General features: G+C 35.7%; 13 protein-coding genes. 5 read left to right on the top strand and 8 right to left on the bottom strand.

The features are described from left to right. Positions 1–71: 71 nt before the first annotated feature. The 4 genes from FC89_RS12810 to FC89_RS11040 form a co-directional block, all read right to left on the bottom strand. On the bottom strand, positions 72–1,277 hold the full coding sequence (locus tag FC89_RS12810) for a restriction endonuclease subunit S (RefSeq protein WP_083485484.1): 1,206 nt from the start codon (positions 1,275–1,277) through the stop codon (positions 72–74). After that, the gene (locus FC89_RS11030) at positions 1,274–2,905 is read right to left on the bottom strand and encodes a type I restriction-modification system subunit M (RefSeq protein WP_057872596.1); all 1,632 of its coding nucleotides are present in this window, start codon (positions 2,903–2,905) and stop codon (positions 1,274–1,276) included. Before FC89_RS11030 ends, FC89_RS12810 begins: the two co-directional genes overlap by 4 nt. 17 nt (positions 2,906–2,922) lie before the next feature. Continuing rightward, the gene (locus tag FC89_RS11035; protein WP_057872597.1) at positions 2,923–6,009 is read right to left on the bottom strand and encodes a type I restriction endonuclease subunit R; all 3,087 of its coding nucleotides are present in this window, start codon (positions 6,007–6,009) and stop codon (positions 2,923–2,925) included. A gap of 155 nt (positions 6,010–6,164) precedes the next feature. Further along, entirely contained in the window at positions 6,165–6,770 is a 606-nt protein-coding gene (locus FC89_RS11040) for a hypothetical protein (RefSeq protein ID WP_057872598.1), read from the bottom strand. A gap of 435 nt (positions 6,771–7,205) precedes the next feature. On the opposite strand from FC89_RS11040, the gene FC89_RS11045 reads away from it, so the two are divergent. Next, positions 7,206–8,129 (top strand): DUF4767 domain-containing protein, encoded by a 924-nt coding sequence (locus FC89_RS11045; protein ID WP_057872599.1) that lies wholly within the window; start codon positions 7,206–7,208, stop codon positions 8,127–8,129. A 245-nt stretch (positions 8,130–8,374) separates the two neighbouring features. Here FC89_RS11045 and FC89_RS11050 read toward each other — a convergent pair whose 3' ends face one another. Both FC89_RS11050 and FC89_RS11055 read right to left on the bottom strand, forming a co-directional pair. Further along, positions 8,375–9,733: a dihydrolipoyl dehydrogenase family protein gene (locus FC89_RS11050; protein WP_057872600.1), complete on the bottom strand. Its 1,359-nt coding sequence runs from the start codon at positions 9,731–9,733 to the stop codon at positions 8,375–8,377. A gap of 20 nt (positions 9,734–9,753) precedes the next feature. After that, positions 9,754–10,236, bottom strand: coding sequence for a MarR family winged helix-turn-helix transcriptional regulator (locus FC89_RS11055; RefSeq protein WP_057872601.1), 483 nt, complete (start codon positions 10,234–10,236; stop codon positions 9,754–9,756). A 209-nt stretch (positions 10,237–10,445) separates the two neighbouring features. Between FC89_RS11055 and FC89_RS11060 the strand changes: the two genes are divergently transcribed. The 3 genes from FC89_RS11060 to FC89_RS11070 all read left to right on the top strand — a co-directional run bounded on the left by FC89_RS11060 (position 10,446) and on the right by FC89_RS11070 (position 12,829). Then, positions 10,446–11,480: a hypothetical protein gene (locus FC89_RS11060; RefSeq protein ID WP_057872602.1), complete on the top strand. Its 1,035-nt coding sequence runs from the start codon at positions 10,446–10,448 to the stop codon at positions 11,478–11,480. A gap of 183 nt (positions 11,481–11,663) precedes the next feature. After that, entirely contained in the window at positions 11,664–12,002 is a 339-nt protein-coding gene (locus tag FC89_RS11065; protein WP_057872603.1) for a PadR family transcriptional regulator, read from the top strand. Beyond that, complete coding sequence (locus FC89_RS11070; RefSeq protein ID WP_057872604.1) at positions 11,999–12,829, top strand: DUF1129 domain-containing protein; 831 nt, start codon at positions 11,999–12,001, stop codon at positions 12,827–12,829. Before FC89_RS11065 ends, FC89_RS11070 begins: the two co-directional genes overlap by 4 nt. Positions 12,830–12,883: 54 nt before the next feature. Here the strand turns inward: FC89_RS11070 and FC89_RS11075 are convergent, their stop codons facing one another. Beyond that, a complete protein-coding gene (locus FC89_RS11075; RefSeq protein WP_057872605.1) occupies positions 12,884–13,438 on the bottom strand; it encodes a GNAT family N-acetyltransferase in 555 nt (184 codons plus the stop codon). A 314-nt stretch (positions 13,439–13,752) separates the two neighbouring features. Next, positions 13,753–15,006, bottom strand: a complete 1,254-nt coding sequence (gene glyA / locus FC89_RS11080) for a serine hydroxymethyltransferase (protein ID WP_057872606.1) — start codon at positions 15,004–15,006, stop codon at positions 13,753–13,755. A 368-nt stretch (positions 15,007–15,374) separates the two neighbouring features. On the opposite strand from glyA, the gene FC89_RS11085 reads away from it, so the two are divergent. Beyond that, positions 15,375–16,214: an aldo/keto reductase gene (locus FC89_RS11085; RefSeq protein ID WP_057872607.1), complete on the top strand. Its 840-nt coding sequence runs from the start codon at positions 15,375–15,377 to the stop codon at positions 16,212–16,214. Positions 16,215–16,245 lie beyond the last annotated feature (31 nt).

Below are 16,245 nucleotides of genomic sequence, written 5' to 3' on the forward strand. Positions count from 1 at the left end.
CTGAAAAACTTTTCTTTCCAAATAATACTAAATTTTTAAAGTAATGTCTATTTATTTGTCAATGTACTGGATTAACAAAACATTTTTTGTAAATAAGCTTTTTTTAGTTCTTTTAGTTTATCCAGCTTATGCTGCTGGAAAGTGATGAGATTATCGAGTTGTTGAAAAAAGGTACCGATTTGCTGTTGTTCTTTTACATTTGGTATATAAATTTTTTGTCTTAAAAAATGCTTTGAGTTCAACTTATTTGATGAATTTCCTGATGTTGTAATTGATTTCGCAAAAATAGGTGCCATAATTCGTTCAATTTGTATTGCATTTTTCCAATAACTATTATCATAAACATTTTTATGTCGATAAATCGGAAACAATTCTGAAACGACCCCTGTTCCAATATCATTGGCTACAAAACGACCGAATTTAAAATTTTTATTATGGTGTCCCTCAAATGCAATATCCCCTTTCCTCATTACATAAGTACGAGTATCAATATTATTAGACTGTACTTTCTCTGGATCTTGAAAATACATTTTTGAAACAGATATCCAATCTTCTCTTCCTAATGAGCCATCATTTCGTTCATTAACTTTCTTAAATTCTTCCCCTAACTTACGCTGTTCCCAAGCATCAGTAAACCCTGGAAATCTTAATTTAGGTACCTTTTCACCATTTTTCGGAAATAATTTTTGCAAATAGCTTTTCTTGAGTTTTTTGAGATTATCCAACTTACGCTGATGAAGAGTGATGAGGGTGTCGAGTTGTTTTAAGAAGATACCGATTTTTTTTTGTTCATCTAGGTTAGGAACTAAAACAGATTGCTTTAAAAAATCCTTAGAGACCAAATTATTCATCATAGTTGCTTTTGTGGTAGACATCCTCAGCTTTTGACCCATAATACCCTCATAGTGAATAAAATATTTCCAGTAACTCAAATCATACTCAGATATAGGCCTGAAAACATCAAAAACATGGGAAATAATTCCGTCTCCAATTGTATTTTCAACGAAGCGTCCATAAGAGAAATTCTTGCTTTTATGACCTTCAAAGGCAATATCACCTACACGAAAAACGTTATACGTTTCCATATATTTTTCATCTGACTTCGAATCATTAGGCTTGTAATACATGTTTGCTACTGAAATTATTCGCTCTGTTCCAAAAGACAAATCATTTTTCTCAACGACCTTTTTATACAAGTTCTTAAACTTCCGCTGTCCCCACTCGCCACTAAATCCTTTGAACCTTAACTTCGGATAACGTATTTTTTGCTGCTTCATTTGTTATCCCCCTGTTTATCAGGATGCGTTTCAACCAACTGACTAGCCATTTCTTTGAACTTTTCATTAGCTTGTGCAATTTCTTGATCCAATTGTGCTAATTCAGCTTTAACTTGGTTTAAATCAATCTCTGGTTCCGGTTCAAAAGTATCAACATATCGCGGAATATTCAGATTATAATCATTTTCTTGAATCTCAGCTAAGCTAGCAACATGCGCAAACTTGTCAACATCTTTTCTTTCCTGATAAGTCCGAATAATCTTATCAATATTACTTGGTAGAAGTTTATTTTGGTTTTTCCCCTTTTCAAATTCTTTACTGGCATCAATAAACAGCACATCCTTAGCTACTCGTTGTTTCTTTAACACTAAAATAACAGTTGGTATGCCAGTTGAATAAAATAGCCCAGCTGGCATACCGATAATTGCATCAATTTGGTTTTTCTCTAACAATGCTTGGCGAATTTTCGCTTCTTTTGCTCCTCGGAACAATACTCCATGCGGTAAAATAATAGCCATTGTACCAGTTTCATTTAAATGATAGAAGCCATGCAACAAGAACGAGTAATCTGCTTTGCTTTTAGGTGCTAAGCCGCTGTAATCTTTAAAACGCGGGTCTTTTAATTTACTGTCTTGATTATCCCAATGAGCTGAATAAGGCGGATTTTCAACAATTGCGTCAAACTGCCGCGGATGATCAATTCCTTGCTGATCCAAGCCATCTGGCCAATCTTGCTCCAAAGAATCAGCATTACTTAAAGTCATATTCTGATAATCAACACCATGCATCATCAAATTCATTCGCGCCAAGTTATAGGTAGTAGTGTTTAGTTCCTGTCCAAAAAATTGAACTTTCCCGTGCTGGTATCCACCATGAACCTCATTTCCGACCGTTAAAAGCAGTGAACCCGAACCCATTGCCGGATCATAAACAGTGAAAGCGTGTTTATCTGACTGATTTTGATAAGTTACCAACTTAGCTAAAACCATTGAAACCTCATGTGGCGTATAAAATTCACCAGCTTTTTTCCCTGAATTGCCAGCAAATTTAGCAATTAAATATTCATAAACATCACCTAAAATGTCATGCCCTTGCTCATCGTTATAGTCAAAGCTGTTAACTAACTCCACAATCTTGCTTAAAGCTTTTGCCTTTGCAGCAGTAGTTGTTCCTAAACGAGTATTACTCAAATTAACATCGGTAAAAATTCCTTGAAAGTCATGCCGCGCATTTGGGTTTAATTTAGCATTTGTTTCGAAGTCATCAAACATTGCTTGAAAATCACTTGGAGCCAAGGTACTATCCTGAACTTTGCTGACAATTGTCGCCCAAGTATACTCTGGCGACATTGCATAACCTAAGCTTTGGGAAATATCCAATAAATAATCTTGCAGTTCATCACCTTGAGCTTCTTGTCGATAAGCTTCATTAATCGTTTGCTTAGCTGTCAATTCAACCAAATCTTGGCTTTTTAAGTAAGTTTCTTGATGTTCTGATAAATAACGATAAAACATAAATCCAAGGATGTAATTTCGATATTCGCCAGCATCCATATTTCCGCGCAATTGATTTGCCATATCCCAAAGTTTGCTGGAAATGTCCTTAGCCTGGCTATTTTGTTCTGTCATGTTTAAAAACTCCTTCATTATTCTTTTAAGTGATCAGCTAGTTCTTTAAACGCTCGCCGTAAGTGCGTTCGATATTTTAATTTCGGCAATTGCTTGATTTTCAAGTCCTCAGCGTCGGTCGCGTAGAGTTCTTGCGCTTCTCGAATTATATCATTTAATTCTCCAGTTTGATTTAAATCATCGGCGCCTGCTGAATGTTGTTCAATTAGTTGATTAACTTTTTGCGTATCAGGAATATCAATTAACCCCCACTGACGCTTAAAAGCCAAAATTCGACTTCGTAATTCATTTTGCTGGTGATTAGTAATCAGTTCATTAATATCCTTGCCCTTAACCGGATAATCAGGTATTTCAACTTGGTTATCCAGCAATGCTTGGCTGAAATTATGAACGGTTGTCCGATAGCTGTCATCAGTAATCTGTTCTGCAATCGATGTAATAGCTTTTTGAGTCTTCTTGGCAGCCGCTGTTTCATTTTCATGAACTTGATTAGCTAACTGCGCCAATAACTCATTCAAATAATCATAATCAACTTGAATATCCTTAACATGTTCCATTTTGAGCGTCAAATCTTTTAATTCAATATGATGTCTCTCAGCCACTTGCCTCCGCAATTGATTGGCAAATGTTGTTGTCAGCAAAACTTCTTGATCCGACGTTAATCCAACCGTTTGCAATAATTTTTCTGGATGTTTAACATCATAATGATCATCTTGTTTCAATTGTGCCATTAAGTGATTGTACTTTTGAAGATCTTGGTATAGCTGTTCTTGTTGATGCTCACTTGGCGGAATTGCCTGAAAATCAGTTGTTAAATCACTAATTTCCGTTACTTTTTGCTTTAACTCTCCTTTTAATTCCTTATAAGTCTTGGCTAAGACCCCAGTGCTCTCCAGTCCCTTTAATTCTTGTTGGACATCCGCTGAATCCGGATTTGCATAAATTGCCAAAGCCTTCTTCATTAATTGTTCACTGTGCTGTGGCCAACGATAATTCACAATATGACCAAATGGTTTTGACTGTAAATCAAAGATTCGATTCGTTCGTGAATAGGCTTGAATCAAGTTAGCGCCTTGCAAAAGTCGATCAACGTACAAAGTATTAAGCTGTGGTGCATCAAAACCAGTCAATAATTGATCAACAACAATTACTAAATCCAAATAATTTCCATCGTCAATTGTCTTATTTAAGCGAGCGACTACATCAGCTGTATACTCTTTAGCCTGAGTATCATCAAAGTTTGTTCCAAATTGTTGATTATAATCTTGAATCGCTCGATGCAGTCCTAAATTATTTGTTAATTGCTGGTCACCATTATTAGTTGCCTGACTAAATGTTACCGCAATTTTCAATGGTCGTTTTAATTTCCGATTTTGGCGGCAAAATTCATCATAATATTTAATTGCCATTGGAGTTGATGCTTTACCTCCGCCAACATGCGTGGTAAATAAAGCATTGAATTGATAATTATTTGAACGGCTGATCCATTTAGCCAAAACATCTTTAACCACTAGGCGAATATGATCCTCATTAAAATCATAAACACTAGGTTCAATCATATCATCCATGTCGTCTGGATTTAAATGTTCGATTCGAACTTGGATTTGTTCATTTGTCCATTGGGGATGAAGTTGTTTGAAATATTCCGGCAAATATGCTTCTTTTAATGTTTTTGAGGCTAGGGTTGTTTCAAAATCAACTTTAAAACCTAAAACATTTTTGTCAGCAATTGCGGCTTTGATCGTATAAGAATGTAGTAAATCACCAAAAATCTGTTGTGTTGTCAGTCCCTGTTTTTGGTCAAATCTCGGTGTGCCGGTATAGCCGACCCAAGCTGAATTTGGAAAAGCCTTTTTAATCCGCTGGAGCATTTCACCCGCTGTTGAACGATGTGCCTCGTCAACTACAAAAACAATCCGGCGATCCAACTTGCGTCCTTGACGAGCTAAACCATCCATTTTTTGTGTTGAAGTCACAATAATCCCAGTCGATTTTATTTTCAATTGCTGCCATAAACGAGCTTTATTAGCTGTATCCGTTACTACACCATTTTGATTATTATCATCACTATCTGGATCATAAGCCTGATACTCAGAAAACGTCTGATCCGTCAAAGCTACCCGATCAACCAAAAAAACAACTTTATCAACATTGGGTAGGCGTGATGCTAACCAAGCTGTTTTAAAAGAACTAATTGTCTTTCCAGAACCAGTCGTATGCCAAATGTATCCTAATTCTTGCGAATCAATCCCAAAGGTATGCTGACGAATTTTATTTAATACCTTCCGCGTTGCATAAACTTGATAAGAACGCATTACCTTTAACATTTGGCGATTTTTTGTACCATCCAAAATCATAAAGTTAGTAGCCATCATGTGTGCCATGGGAATTGATAACATTTGATCACAAAATTCATGCCAATCAAAAACCGGCAAATTATCTTTTTCTCGTTGCCAATGGAAGGCAAAATCTAAATTAAATAATTCTGCAGTGGTGTTAGCCATATAACGAATATCATGTGGTAAAATAGCTACTAAAATTTGCAAGGTAGCAAAAATACCGCTATATTGTTGTTGAACTATGTATTTGTGCATTTGATTCAGTGCTTCTTTAGCATCATGACCATCTGCTTTTTCTTCAATTTGAATAATCGGCAACCCATTAATCAGTAAAGTTGTATCAAACCGGCAATTGGGAAAGCCCGCAACTACTGCTGGACGTTCAATTTGATTAACTACCTGATAAACAGTATTTCCCGCCCCTATATTGTCCTGATCAAAAACCGTTAAATAAACATGCCGGCCATCGTCAAGATCAACCTCAACCTGTGATTTTCCATTCATACCATACAAAAACTGTCCAGCTTGATAAGGTGTTGCTAAATTAGTAATTACTTGTTTTACTTGATTAAACTCGGTTGATGATAACTGTTTTTGTTGTAGTTGATCCTGATTATTAACTTCTAATATTTGTTTAAAGTTATGCCATAACTGCTCAGTTGTTTTAATTTCTGGTACATAGCGCCATTGTTTTGAACCGCCAATACTGGTTAAATACTGAATCATCTTATTCTCAAAAGGCAATTCTCGTTTTTCAACTACCATTTTCGATCCCCCATTCAAAAAAATAATTATCTAAGTCCATTATAAAAGACTGGTCGTTTGTTAACCAGCCTAATCAAAGAAGTTGTTTGTTTCCTGCTACCTAATAATGTTTACAAAAATAATAAAATTATGAACACCTAACCAAGAACTACTACTTAATATTTCCAAACTTTGGATAATAAATTTAGTACTATGTTAAATATAAAGCAAACAGCATCAACAACTGCTGCACAAGCATTCCACTCTGCAAACCCATCAAAGCCTAAAACTGCACTTGCTAATGAAATTATAATTGCAAATGGAGTGCTCAAAACTAAGTAATTTAATGCACCCTTATTTTCGATTACAAACCAACCATTTGGAGCAATTAGTCGAAGGTACTTTTTATTAATTAATGCATCTACCACTTTTTCTTTGTATTGATATATTACTTTATTAACTATCCATCCTATAGCTATGCTATAAAAAGTAAGTATAGCAAAAAGAATCAGCAACATAATACGTAGATAATTTAATTCATCTTCTTGCTCTGAATTGTGACTACTTTTTGGAACAAAAATATTCAATAAACTTAAAGCTATAGCCAGCGTGGCAAAATTTTTAAACATAATATCTGGTATCATTAGTTTGTATCCAATTTTAATATATTCAATCCCATTGTAAGTATAAACATTGCCCTGTTTATCCTCATAAACATTATCTTTTTTGGTTAATACTCCTATAGGGTTAACTTTATATGGTGTTTCTATTCTTCTATACATTTCTATTCTCCTACACTTCTATTAGGTAACTCTTGGCAGTATTGATGAACTATTATATCTATTTAAGCTAACATTATTAGCCTATCACGCTCCCTTCATTGAATTTACGAACCTCGTTTTAATAAAAAGAGATTAATTAAATTAATTTTTCACTATATTAAGTTCCATTACATTATATATTTTTTCAGATATAAATAAAATATAAAAATGTAATAAATTTCAAATTCACATGTACAATGCTATTTAATGCCCTCTAAAGAGATGATTGTCTCACAATCATCATCAAAAATTATCATAAAATGTACTTCTATTGTTATTGATTAGTTATATATTATTTTGTATAATAATGGAGGCTAAATATTTGTTTTACTTTTTTGAATATAAAAATCTACTAATTTAGCAGATAACATCGTTACAAAAATGGGGAGACATATTATGAAAAAGGTACTTGTATTAGAGGGGATATTATTAAGTTCACTTGTACTTGCAGCATGTACTACTTCAAATAATCATACTAATTCATCGAGTTCAACTAGCATAAAAAAACAATTGAAAAGTTCCAAAAAAGCAAAAAGCTCTGTAAGTAAAACTACTCCTTCAGCAAACACTTTATGGAATACCAAAAAAAATAGACAATTAGCTCAGTTCATTGCTGCATGGGGACCAAGCATGAACCAAATCTATAAAGAATACACACCAGATAATAATGTTAATTATTATGGGGTTAGGTATCCAAATGAGTTAGCTAAAAATACTACAGTTGTAGATGGAACTCCAGTATCCATTGAGTATTCAAAAAACGGCAAAGGTAACAAGGATTATGAAGTTGTGGCCGTGTATTCAGATGCAGAAAATCAAGAAACGATGAATGCTCATTTATATCTTTTCGCAATTCATAATAATCAACCAGTCGCATTAGTTACTATGCAAAATCAAGGAGCTGAAGACGGTAAGTATCATTTTTCTGAAACTAAAAATTCAGATGTAAGCAAAAACTTTAGTAGTATTTTTAATAATCAGGGTACTTCTTTTAAAAAGAACTCAACAACAACCTCTTCAAATAAACTCGACCCAGATCATGTTGCAGCAACATTACTCGTTGAATGGCACAATAATGGAGATGGTTCTGATGTGTCGGCGGAATACTACGCCGATTCTACAGGCGGTGAATTTGGTGATGGTGTACTCCCTTCAACAAGTAAATACTATATAGTGGGTAATATGGTTAAAATAACAACCTATGCTGGAAAGCCTTCTCAACAGATACCGTTCTCAGAAGTAGAAAAATACTATGAGGAGCATAAGGAAACTGTCGATCATCAGTTATCTTTGATGACTAAAACTCAAAAAGAAGATTAAAAATTCTGTTTATGAATGCATTAAAAATTTAAGTTTTTTAGGAATACTCAGTAACATTATAATGTTCCCAAAAAAATTAGATTTTTATGGAGTAGAGAAATCTGCTCCTTTTTTATACGATAAAATTGAAGTTAAAAATTCGCCCAAGCGTGTTTAAATTTCTAACTCAAATATACCTTCCCTATTAAGTCAAAAAAAATACCCACTCGTAAGCAGGTATCAGCAAAGCAATTAATTCTCAATTTTTAAAATTGTTTCAAATATGGACTCAACATACTCAATAAACCGATTGTTTGGCTAGGAAAAGCAAAAACTGCCTGATTCAATTTGGCTTGTGTCAACTTTTGGCTGATAACCATCGTTAAGAAGTTAATCAACTCTGGAGCTTCATCGCCATAAACACTTGCACCAACCAAGTAATGATCCTGATCAAAAACTAAGGTTGCTTCAGCTGCTGGTTCATTTTTTGTCTGGAAACGCAGTACTGTACCGTATGGGAGCGTAACGATCTGATAATCATCTGGATGAGCGGCTGCTTGTTCCGATGTTACTCCAACCTGAGCGATCCGCGGCAAAGTAAAGACGACACTGGCAACTGCCGGATATTTAATCGGGGCTGTTGTCTGACCAGCTAATAAAGCTGCTAAATAATTTGATTCAAAAGTAGCTGTTGGTGTTAATTTAGGAATTCTTTTAGCAATTACGTCTCCACTGGCGTAGATATGTTCAACGTTGGTTTGTAAGTGATCATCAACTAAAATTCCAGTTTTATCAAACTTAACACCAACTTTGTCTAAATTAAGTTCTTCAACATTAGGAATTCGGCCGGTGCCAGCGACTACATAATCAGTCGTAACTGCTAAACCGCTAGCAGTTTTAACAAGCAAACGTGAATCTTGCTGTTCAACGCTTTGGACAGCTTCTTTAAAATGCAGCTCAATTCCTAAATCACGCATCTGCTGCAAAATTTGTTCAACATATTTCTTTTCGAAACCACGCAAAGCAGTCTCAGCAAACTCAATTATCGTAACTTGTGTGCCAGCTGCTTGAACAAGCATTGCAAACTCTAAGGAAATAATTCCTGCGCCGATAAAAGTCATATGGGCAGGCAATTCAGGCAGATCCAAGAAGTCGCGGCTGTCGTGCATCAATTCTTTACCGGGAATTGGCAAGATGCTTGGTCTTTGACCAGTACCGATAATAATATCTTGTGCACTGATTGTTTTACCAGCGGCTTCAACCGTATGCTGATCAACAAAAGCAGCAGTTCCATCAATAATTTCAATTCCAGCGGCTTTAAATTGTTTCTCCAACAATAAGTGAAGTGGGTTGATCGTCTGGTGCTTGTATTTCATTAAGTCTGACCAATCAATTTTCAAGTCACCAGCAATTCCCTTTCCTTGGTAAGCAGCAGCTTGGTGCAAAACATCAGCAGCCCCGTCTAATAAAATCTTAGCATTGCAGCCGTAATTAGTACAAGTTCCGGCAATTAAGTCTTTTTCAATTAAAACAACTTTTTTCCCTGCTTTTCTTAAAGCCAATGCGGCATGCCAATTAGCATGACCGCTGCCAATAAACATTACATCATAGTCATAATTAGTCATTAAATCTGCTCCTTTAAGTTTTAATTCAATCCTTCTTGAAGTACTAACTGCAGTCGTTGATTCAAAGCATGTGACTGCTGCAAAATCTGTTCAAACTCTTTGGCTGAATCACCAATTAATCTTGCTTGCAAATGTTCAATCTTTTCGCGCAATTTTTTGAATCGCTTGATTGCCATCGGCGTCATTTTCAAAATCCACCGGCGCCGATCAGCTGTTGATCGTTCTTTGAGCAGCCATTCCTTTTGAATTAGTTTCTGCGTAACTGGCGTCAACGTGTTATTATCCAAATCCAATGTTTGGCAAACATCAGCCAAGGAACAATTAGGCTGCCGTGCTACATTCAACAAAACCATATATTGTAAATACGTTAATTCATCGTCTTGCAGCACCAAAGCATACAACTGATGGAAATAACGATTAGTAGTATAAACACTCAAACATAATTCATCATAAAAATCCGCCGACTTTGTGATAATTTCCGCCTCCTCAACTATAGGTCGCATACGATGCTTTTAATTTAACATGTTTATTAAATAAAAGCAAGATTTTTATTTAAGCGCTAATTTACACAAAATATCTGACTCATCACATTTTTAATGTAATTTGCTTTGCAGCAATTATTCATTATATTTACATTCGTAAATTCTTATGATATATTTAATTTATAGTAAGCGTTTACATTATAGGCGAATAAAGCTGGAGGTGGCTTAATTTGAAAAAATATCGTGTAATTGTTTGGGGATTAGGCAACGTTGGACGGGCAGCAATCAGAATGATTATTAACAGTCAACAACTGGAATTAGTTGGTGCTGTAGATGTTGATCCACAAAAAATTGGAAAAGATGCTGGTGAAATTTTTGGTTTTAAAAAAACTGGAATCTCTGTTTCTGATAAACTTGACACAATAATCAAAACAGTCAATGCCGATGTTGTCTTAGACTATACTCCCTTGGTGCGGGATGAAAAAGGCTGTTTTTCTCCCAGTGCTCAAGAAATTATTCATGTTTTACAACTCAAGCAAAATGTTATTACTACCCTACCAATTTATTTTTCTCAAGCAACTGATCCGCAAATGTTTAATGAAATTGACACGATCGCTAAACAAAACAACGTCTCTTACTTGCCTTCGGGATTACTTCCGGGAGCATATGCATCTTATATTCCCGTAATCTTGGCTGGAATTATGGGACAAGTCAATAAAATCATTGTTCAGTCCGGCGAAGACGATCAAAATAATACTTCCAGTTGGGTTAAAGTTTTCGGATATGGAATGGATCCTGAAAAATTCCCGCATGAACGTTTAACCCAAGGAATTGTTTCTTACTATGTATCAGGCGTTTATGAAATCGGCAAACGACTTGGATATACATTTGATGAAGTTAAAACTAAACATGATTATTTTACTGCCCCCACGGACTTGCATCCCAAATTTGGTCTTGTGAAATCAGGTACTATTTATGGTCATCGCTTTACTATGACTGGTGTCGTTAATGGTCAAGAAAAAGTTTCTTTAATCTATGTTCATAAAATTTGTGATGATCTCATCAAGGAACCTCAAATTGATAACAAAATTATAATTAATGGTATTCCTTCGAGTCTTGATATCTCGATTAACGGCATGATGCCACTTGATGAAAGCTATGCAACTAGTGCTGCACCAACTGTAAATGCTATTCCACAAGTTGTAACTGGTCCGGCTGGTTATCTGCAAGCTTTGGATCTGCCAGCTATCGTACCCGTCGTCTAGGTTAATTAAACAATTAATAAAAATTAGAACCTGAGCATACAGCATGCAGGTTCTTTTTTTGCCTTTCTTTTCAAAAAATTATTTTTTCACTAGTTTGCTTTACAAACTAGTATTAAACTGATAAGTTAATAGTATGTTAAGCAAGTTAGAAGTGCATTTGCATATTAAAGAAGATGATCATCTATGATACAAGATATTTCAAGTCAAATTTTAAAGGGCATTTTACAAGGCATTATGTTGTTGATTCTTGATCAGCAGCCGGAATACGGTTATGGACTTGGCAGAAAACTCAATGATTATGGGCTAGTCGCCATACCTAAAGGAACAATTTATCCTTTATTAACAACTATGGAAAAGCGCGGACTAATTGAAGGGAGGATACAGTCCTCACCAGCCGGACCTGATCGTAAATATTACTTTATTACAGCTGCTGGAATAACAGCCAAAAATGAGTTTACTAATGAGTGGCGCCAGCTTGAAAATGTCGTTAATAAATTATTAGACAAGGAGTCTAAAAAATGAAATCATCCCTATTAATTGAAAAAAATAATCAATTACGTCTAAAATTAGACCCTCAAAACAAGAAATTTTATGATGATTTATTAGTTTACATTCGGATTAAAGGACTCGTTCATGATGAACATGCTATCGAAACGGCTCTAATAACAATTTTAGAAGACCTGCTAGACGCCCAAACTGACGGGATACCAGCAGAACAATATTTTGGTAAAAACACGCAGAGCTTGGCAAATGACCTAATAACTGCTATCCCGGTTAAACCTTTTGAATTAATTAAATTATTATTAGTTGCCATTTCAACATATTTTTTAGTCGTCTTTTTACCAACTTTGGTTAATCCACAGACACCAGTTGACCTGGGAAACATTATTTTGGTAAGCATTTATGTGTCTTTAGTAGTCCTTGGAATTTTGAAGTACATCGGTAATACAATTTATCCGCAAAAAAGGCTTGTAAATCATAAAATAATCAAATTTTTCATTTTATTGTTCTCATGCATGCTGATACTTGCACCGATTTTTTTAATTAACATTTTCGTTAAAACACCCTTTCGATTTTACTTGCCCGCTTGGCCTGGTATCGGTGTAATTTTAATTTTCACTATTCTAGGCTTACTTTGGTTTATGAAACAAACCGAAAAGAAACCTTTTTTGCCGTTTGTTACTTTTCTGTTGGCAGTTGCTTTTTTAGGCGTTGCCATGCGTTTACCATTAATTGGTGATTATCTAACCAATACTCAGCTAGGACATTATCTAAGCGCTGGCTTTTTAATAATTTTTCTGTTAATTTTTAAGCTATTGAGTTTTTTAACTGTCAAAGATTTAAAATAGTTGTCAAAAAATTGCCTATCAGTCCCTTTATTAACTGATAGGCAGTTTTTAACTTCATTTGCTCCAATCATTTATCAATTGTGTATACACAACCAAATCGTGAAACTCTTTCCCTGAATAAAGCTGTTCTTTAAGAACTGCTTCTTTACTAAAACCCAGTCGTCTCGCAACTGCCTGACTAGCCAAATTTTCATTATCAGCCTGAATGATAATCTTATGCAACGACCAATCAGCAAAAGCTGTTTTTATCAAGCGTTTAACAGTTTCTGTCATAATTCCTCTACCTTGAAAATCGCTAGACAACCAGTAACCCACTTCCGCACGCCGATTTTCCCAATCAATATTATGCAGATCTGCCATTCCAGCAGCTGTTTTATTAATAACAATTACCAGCTCCAATAGCTTATTCTGAATAACTTGTTCGCGAGCATAGTTGATAAAATTTTCTTCATCCTTAATCGAGTTAGTTGCCTTAGTCCATGGCATCCAACGCTCAAGTTCTTGCCGATCATGTTCAATTGCTTGAAAAAGGTCAGTGGCCTGCCTTTTATCCGGTAATGTCAACTTAATTTGGTCATTGCCTAAAGTAAACTCTGCATAGGTAAACAAAAAATCACTCCTTTTTTAATAGTTTATAGTTATAATAGTTTTTTGTCACCGTTTATTTATTCGGTTTTAAATGTGTGTCGTACCCTCACCTATAAAATTACATTGATTAAAATTCTACAAGAAGAAAGTTTACCAAAAAAGATTGGACAAAATGAAGTTTTTGCCCAATCTTTTACAAATTAGTATCCAACTTTCCCTTAATAACACTGCTGACAAAATTAACTCGATTTAAACACAAAACTCTATTAATAGTTTTACTTATCAGTTTTGATTTACCTTACCACACTAAAATATTTATTCTGGCAATTTGAAATTTATCTAATAGCATCCGGTGCATACAACGGATGAGCATCAGTCAAAGCTTTGACCTGCTGAGAAACAGCTTCCAAAACGGCTTTGTCTTCTGGTGCGCTCAAAACTTTTACGATCAATTCTGCAACTTGCCGAGCTTCATTTTCATCAAAACCACGACTAGTAATTGCTGGGGTTCCCAAACGAATCCCGCTAGCTTTGAATGGGCTTAACGTTTCGAAAGGAATCGTATTCTTATTGACTGTAATATGCACTGAATCTAAAACATTCTGTGCTTGTTTGCCATTTAAGCCGAAACCACGAATATCAACCAGCATTAAGTGATTATCAGTACCTCCGGAAATAATCCGTGCTTTGGGATGATCAGCAAAAACTTGAGCCATAGCTTGCGCATTCTTAATAATCTGTTGACTGTAATCCTTAAAATCCGGTTGCAAAGCTTCATAAAAAGCTGCTGCCTTACCAGCGATTACATGTTCCAGCGGTCCACCTTGTAAACCTGGGAAAATTGCGCTATTAATTTTTTTAGCTATTTGCGGATCGTTAGTCAGCAACATCCCGCCACGTGGTCCGCGTAAAGTTTTATGAGTCGTCGTTGTTGTAATATCAGCGTATGGCACTGGACTCGGATGCAGTCCCGCTGCCACTAGACCAGCAATATGCGCCATATCCACCATTAATTTTGCACCAACTGCATCCGCAATTTCACGAAACTTGGCAAAATCAATAATTCTTGAATAAGCACTTGCTCCAGCTACGATTAATTTTGGTTGATGTTTTTTTGCCAACTCAGCGATTGCTGCGTAATCTAATTTTTCAGTTTTTCTGTCTACCCCATAAGCAACAAAATGGTAAGTTCGGCCACTGAAATTAACTGGGGAGCCGTGTGTTAGATGTCCGCCAGCTGTCAAATCCATTCCCAAAACTGTATCGCCCGGTTCAATTAATGCTTGATAAGCTGCTGCATTAGCCTGCGATCCGGAATGTGGTTGAACATTGGCAAATTTCGCTCCAAATAATTTTTTTGCCCGGTCAATTGCCAAACTCTCAACAACATCTATGTACTCACAGCCGCCATAATAACGTTTACCTGGATAGCCTTCAGCATATTTATTAGTCAAGACACTGCCTTGAGCCGCTAAAACTGCTTTGGAAACTATATTTTCTGAAGCAATCAGTTCCAAATTTCCCTGTTGCCGTTCTTCTTCATGCTTAATTGCGTCCCATAGTGCTGGATCATCTTTTCTGAAATCCATGAATATCACCTTCCTGCATTGAACTTACTAGCATTGTACCACACGCGTTAAGTCCGAAAACAGCTAAATCTTTATAGAATTGCAGCAAATGATAGCTAGCTTGCATACTATAACTTCCAGTAACTATTTAAAACAGTTTCCAAAGTAAATGCCAAGCTTTAATTTATTACTATAATCTAAGCTGGAACAGCAATTAAAGATTCGGCCGTGATGTTTCTAAAAAAACATCATCATTTTGGATATATTATGCTTAAGATTTTTCACAAACTTCGATATTTGACTAAAGCAACCGACAAAAAAGCTCTGGTTGACACATATTAATAGTCACTCGCTCATAAATCAGGTATACTGCGATTGAGGTGATAAAAGTGGAACAAAAATTTAAATTTGATAATGAATTGCTTGTTAATCGTCTAGGTTACGGTACTATGCAGCTGCCCGGTCAAGGAGTCTGGGGTCCTTCAGCTGATCCAGAAAATGCTGTTAAAGTAATTGAAACAGTAATTGACCATGGAGTCGATTTTATTGATACTGCCGATGCTTACGGCCCGTTATTTGCTAATTTATATCTACGGCAAGCTCTAAAAAATCGCCCGGATAATCAGGTAATGGTTGCGACCAAGGTAGGTTTTACTCGGCAAGGGCCTGGTAAATGGACTCCTAATGGTCGTCCTGAATATTTGCGGCAACAAGTTGAAATGAACTTATTTTCACTTGGCTTAGATCATATCGACCTTCTTCAACTCCACCGAATCGATCCGACAGTTCCTTTAGCTGATCAACTAGGTGTACTGGCTGAAATGCAGCAAGAAGGCAAAATCAAACACATTGGATTAAGTCAAGTTTCAGTCAAAGAACTAGAAACTGCTCAAAAATTTGTTCCGATCGTTTCGGTACAGAACCGGTATAATTTAATTGACCGGCGTGATGAAGATGTTTTAGAGTATGCTGAAAAACATCATTTGGCTTTTATTCCATGGTTCCCACTAGCTACAGGAAAATTGACCAAAGGCGACTTATTGAGCTCAATTGCCAAGAAATACCAAGCCAGTCCAGCTCAAATTGCTCTTGCTTGGCTGCTTAAACGCAGTAAGGTAATTCTGCCAATTCCTGGCACCAAATCAGTTGAACACGCATTGCAAAATATTGCAGCAGCTAAAATTAAATTATCAAATGAAGATTTTAAGGCATTAACCAATTTAAAATAGTCTTTATCAATTAAAAACGGCAAATCAACTC

It is taken from the genome of Liquorilactobacillus ghanensis DSM 18630, from assembly GCF_001435235.1.
In the GTDB taxonomy this organism is placed as follows: Bacteria; Bacillota; Bacilli; order Lactobacillales; family Lactobacillaceae; genus Liquorilactobacillus; species Liquorilactobacillus ghanensis.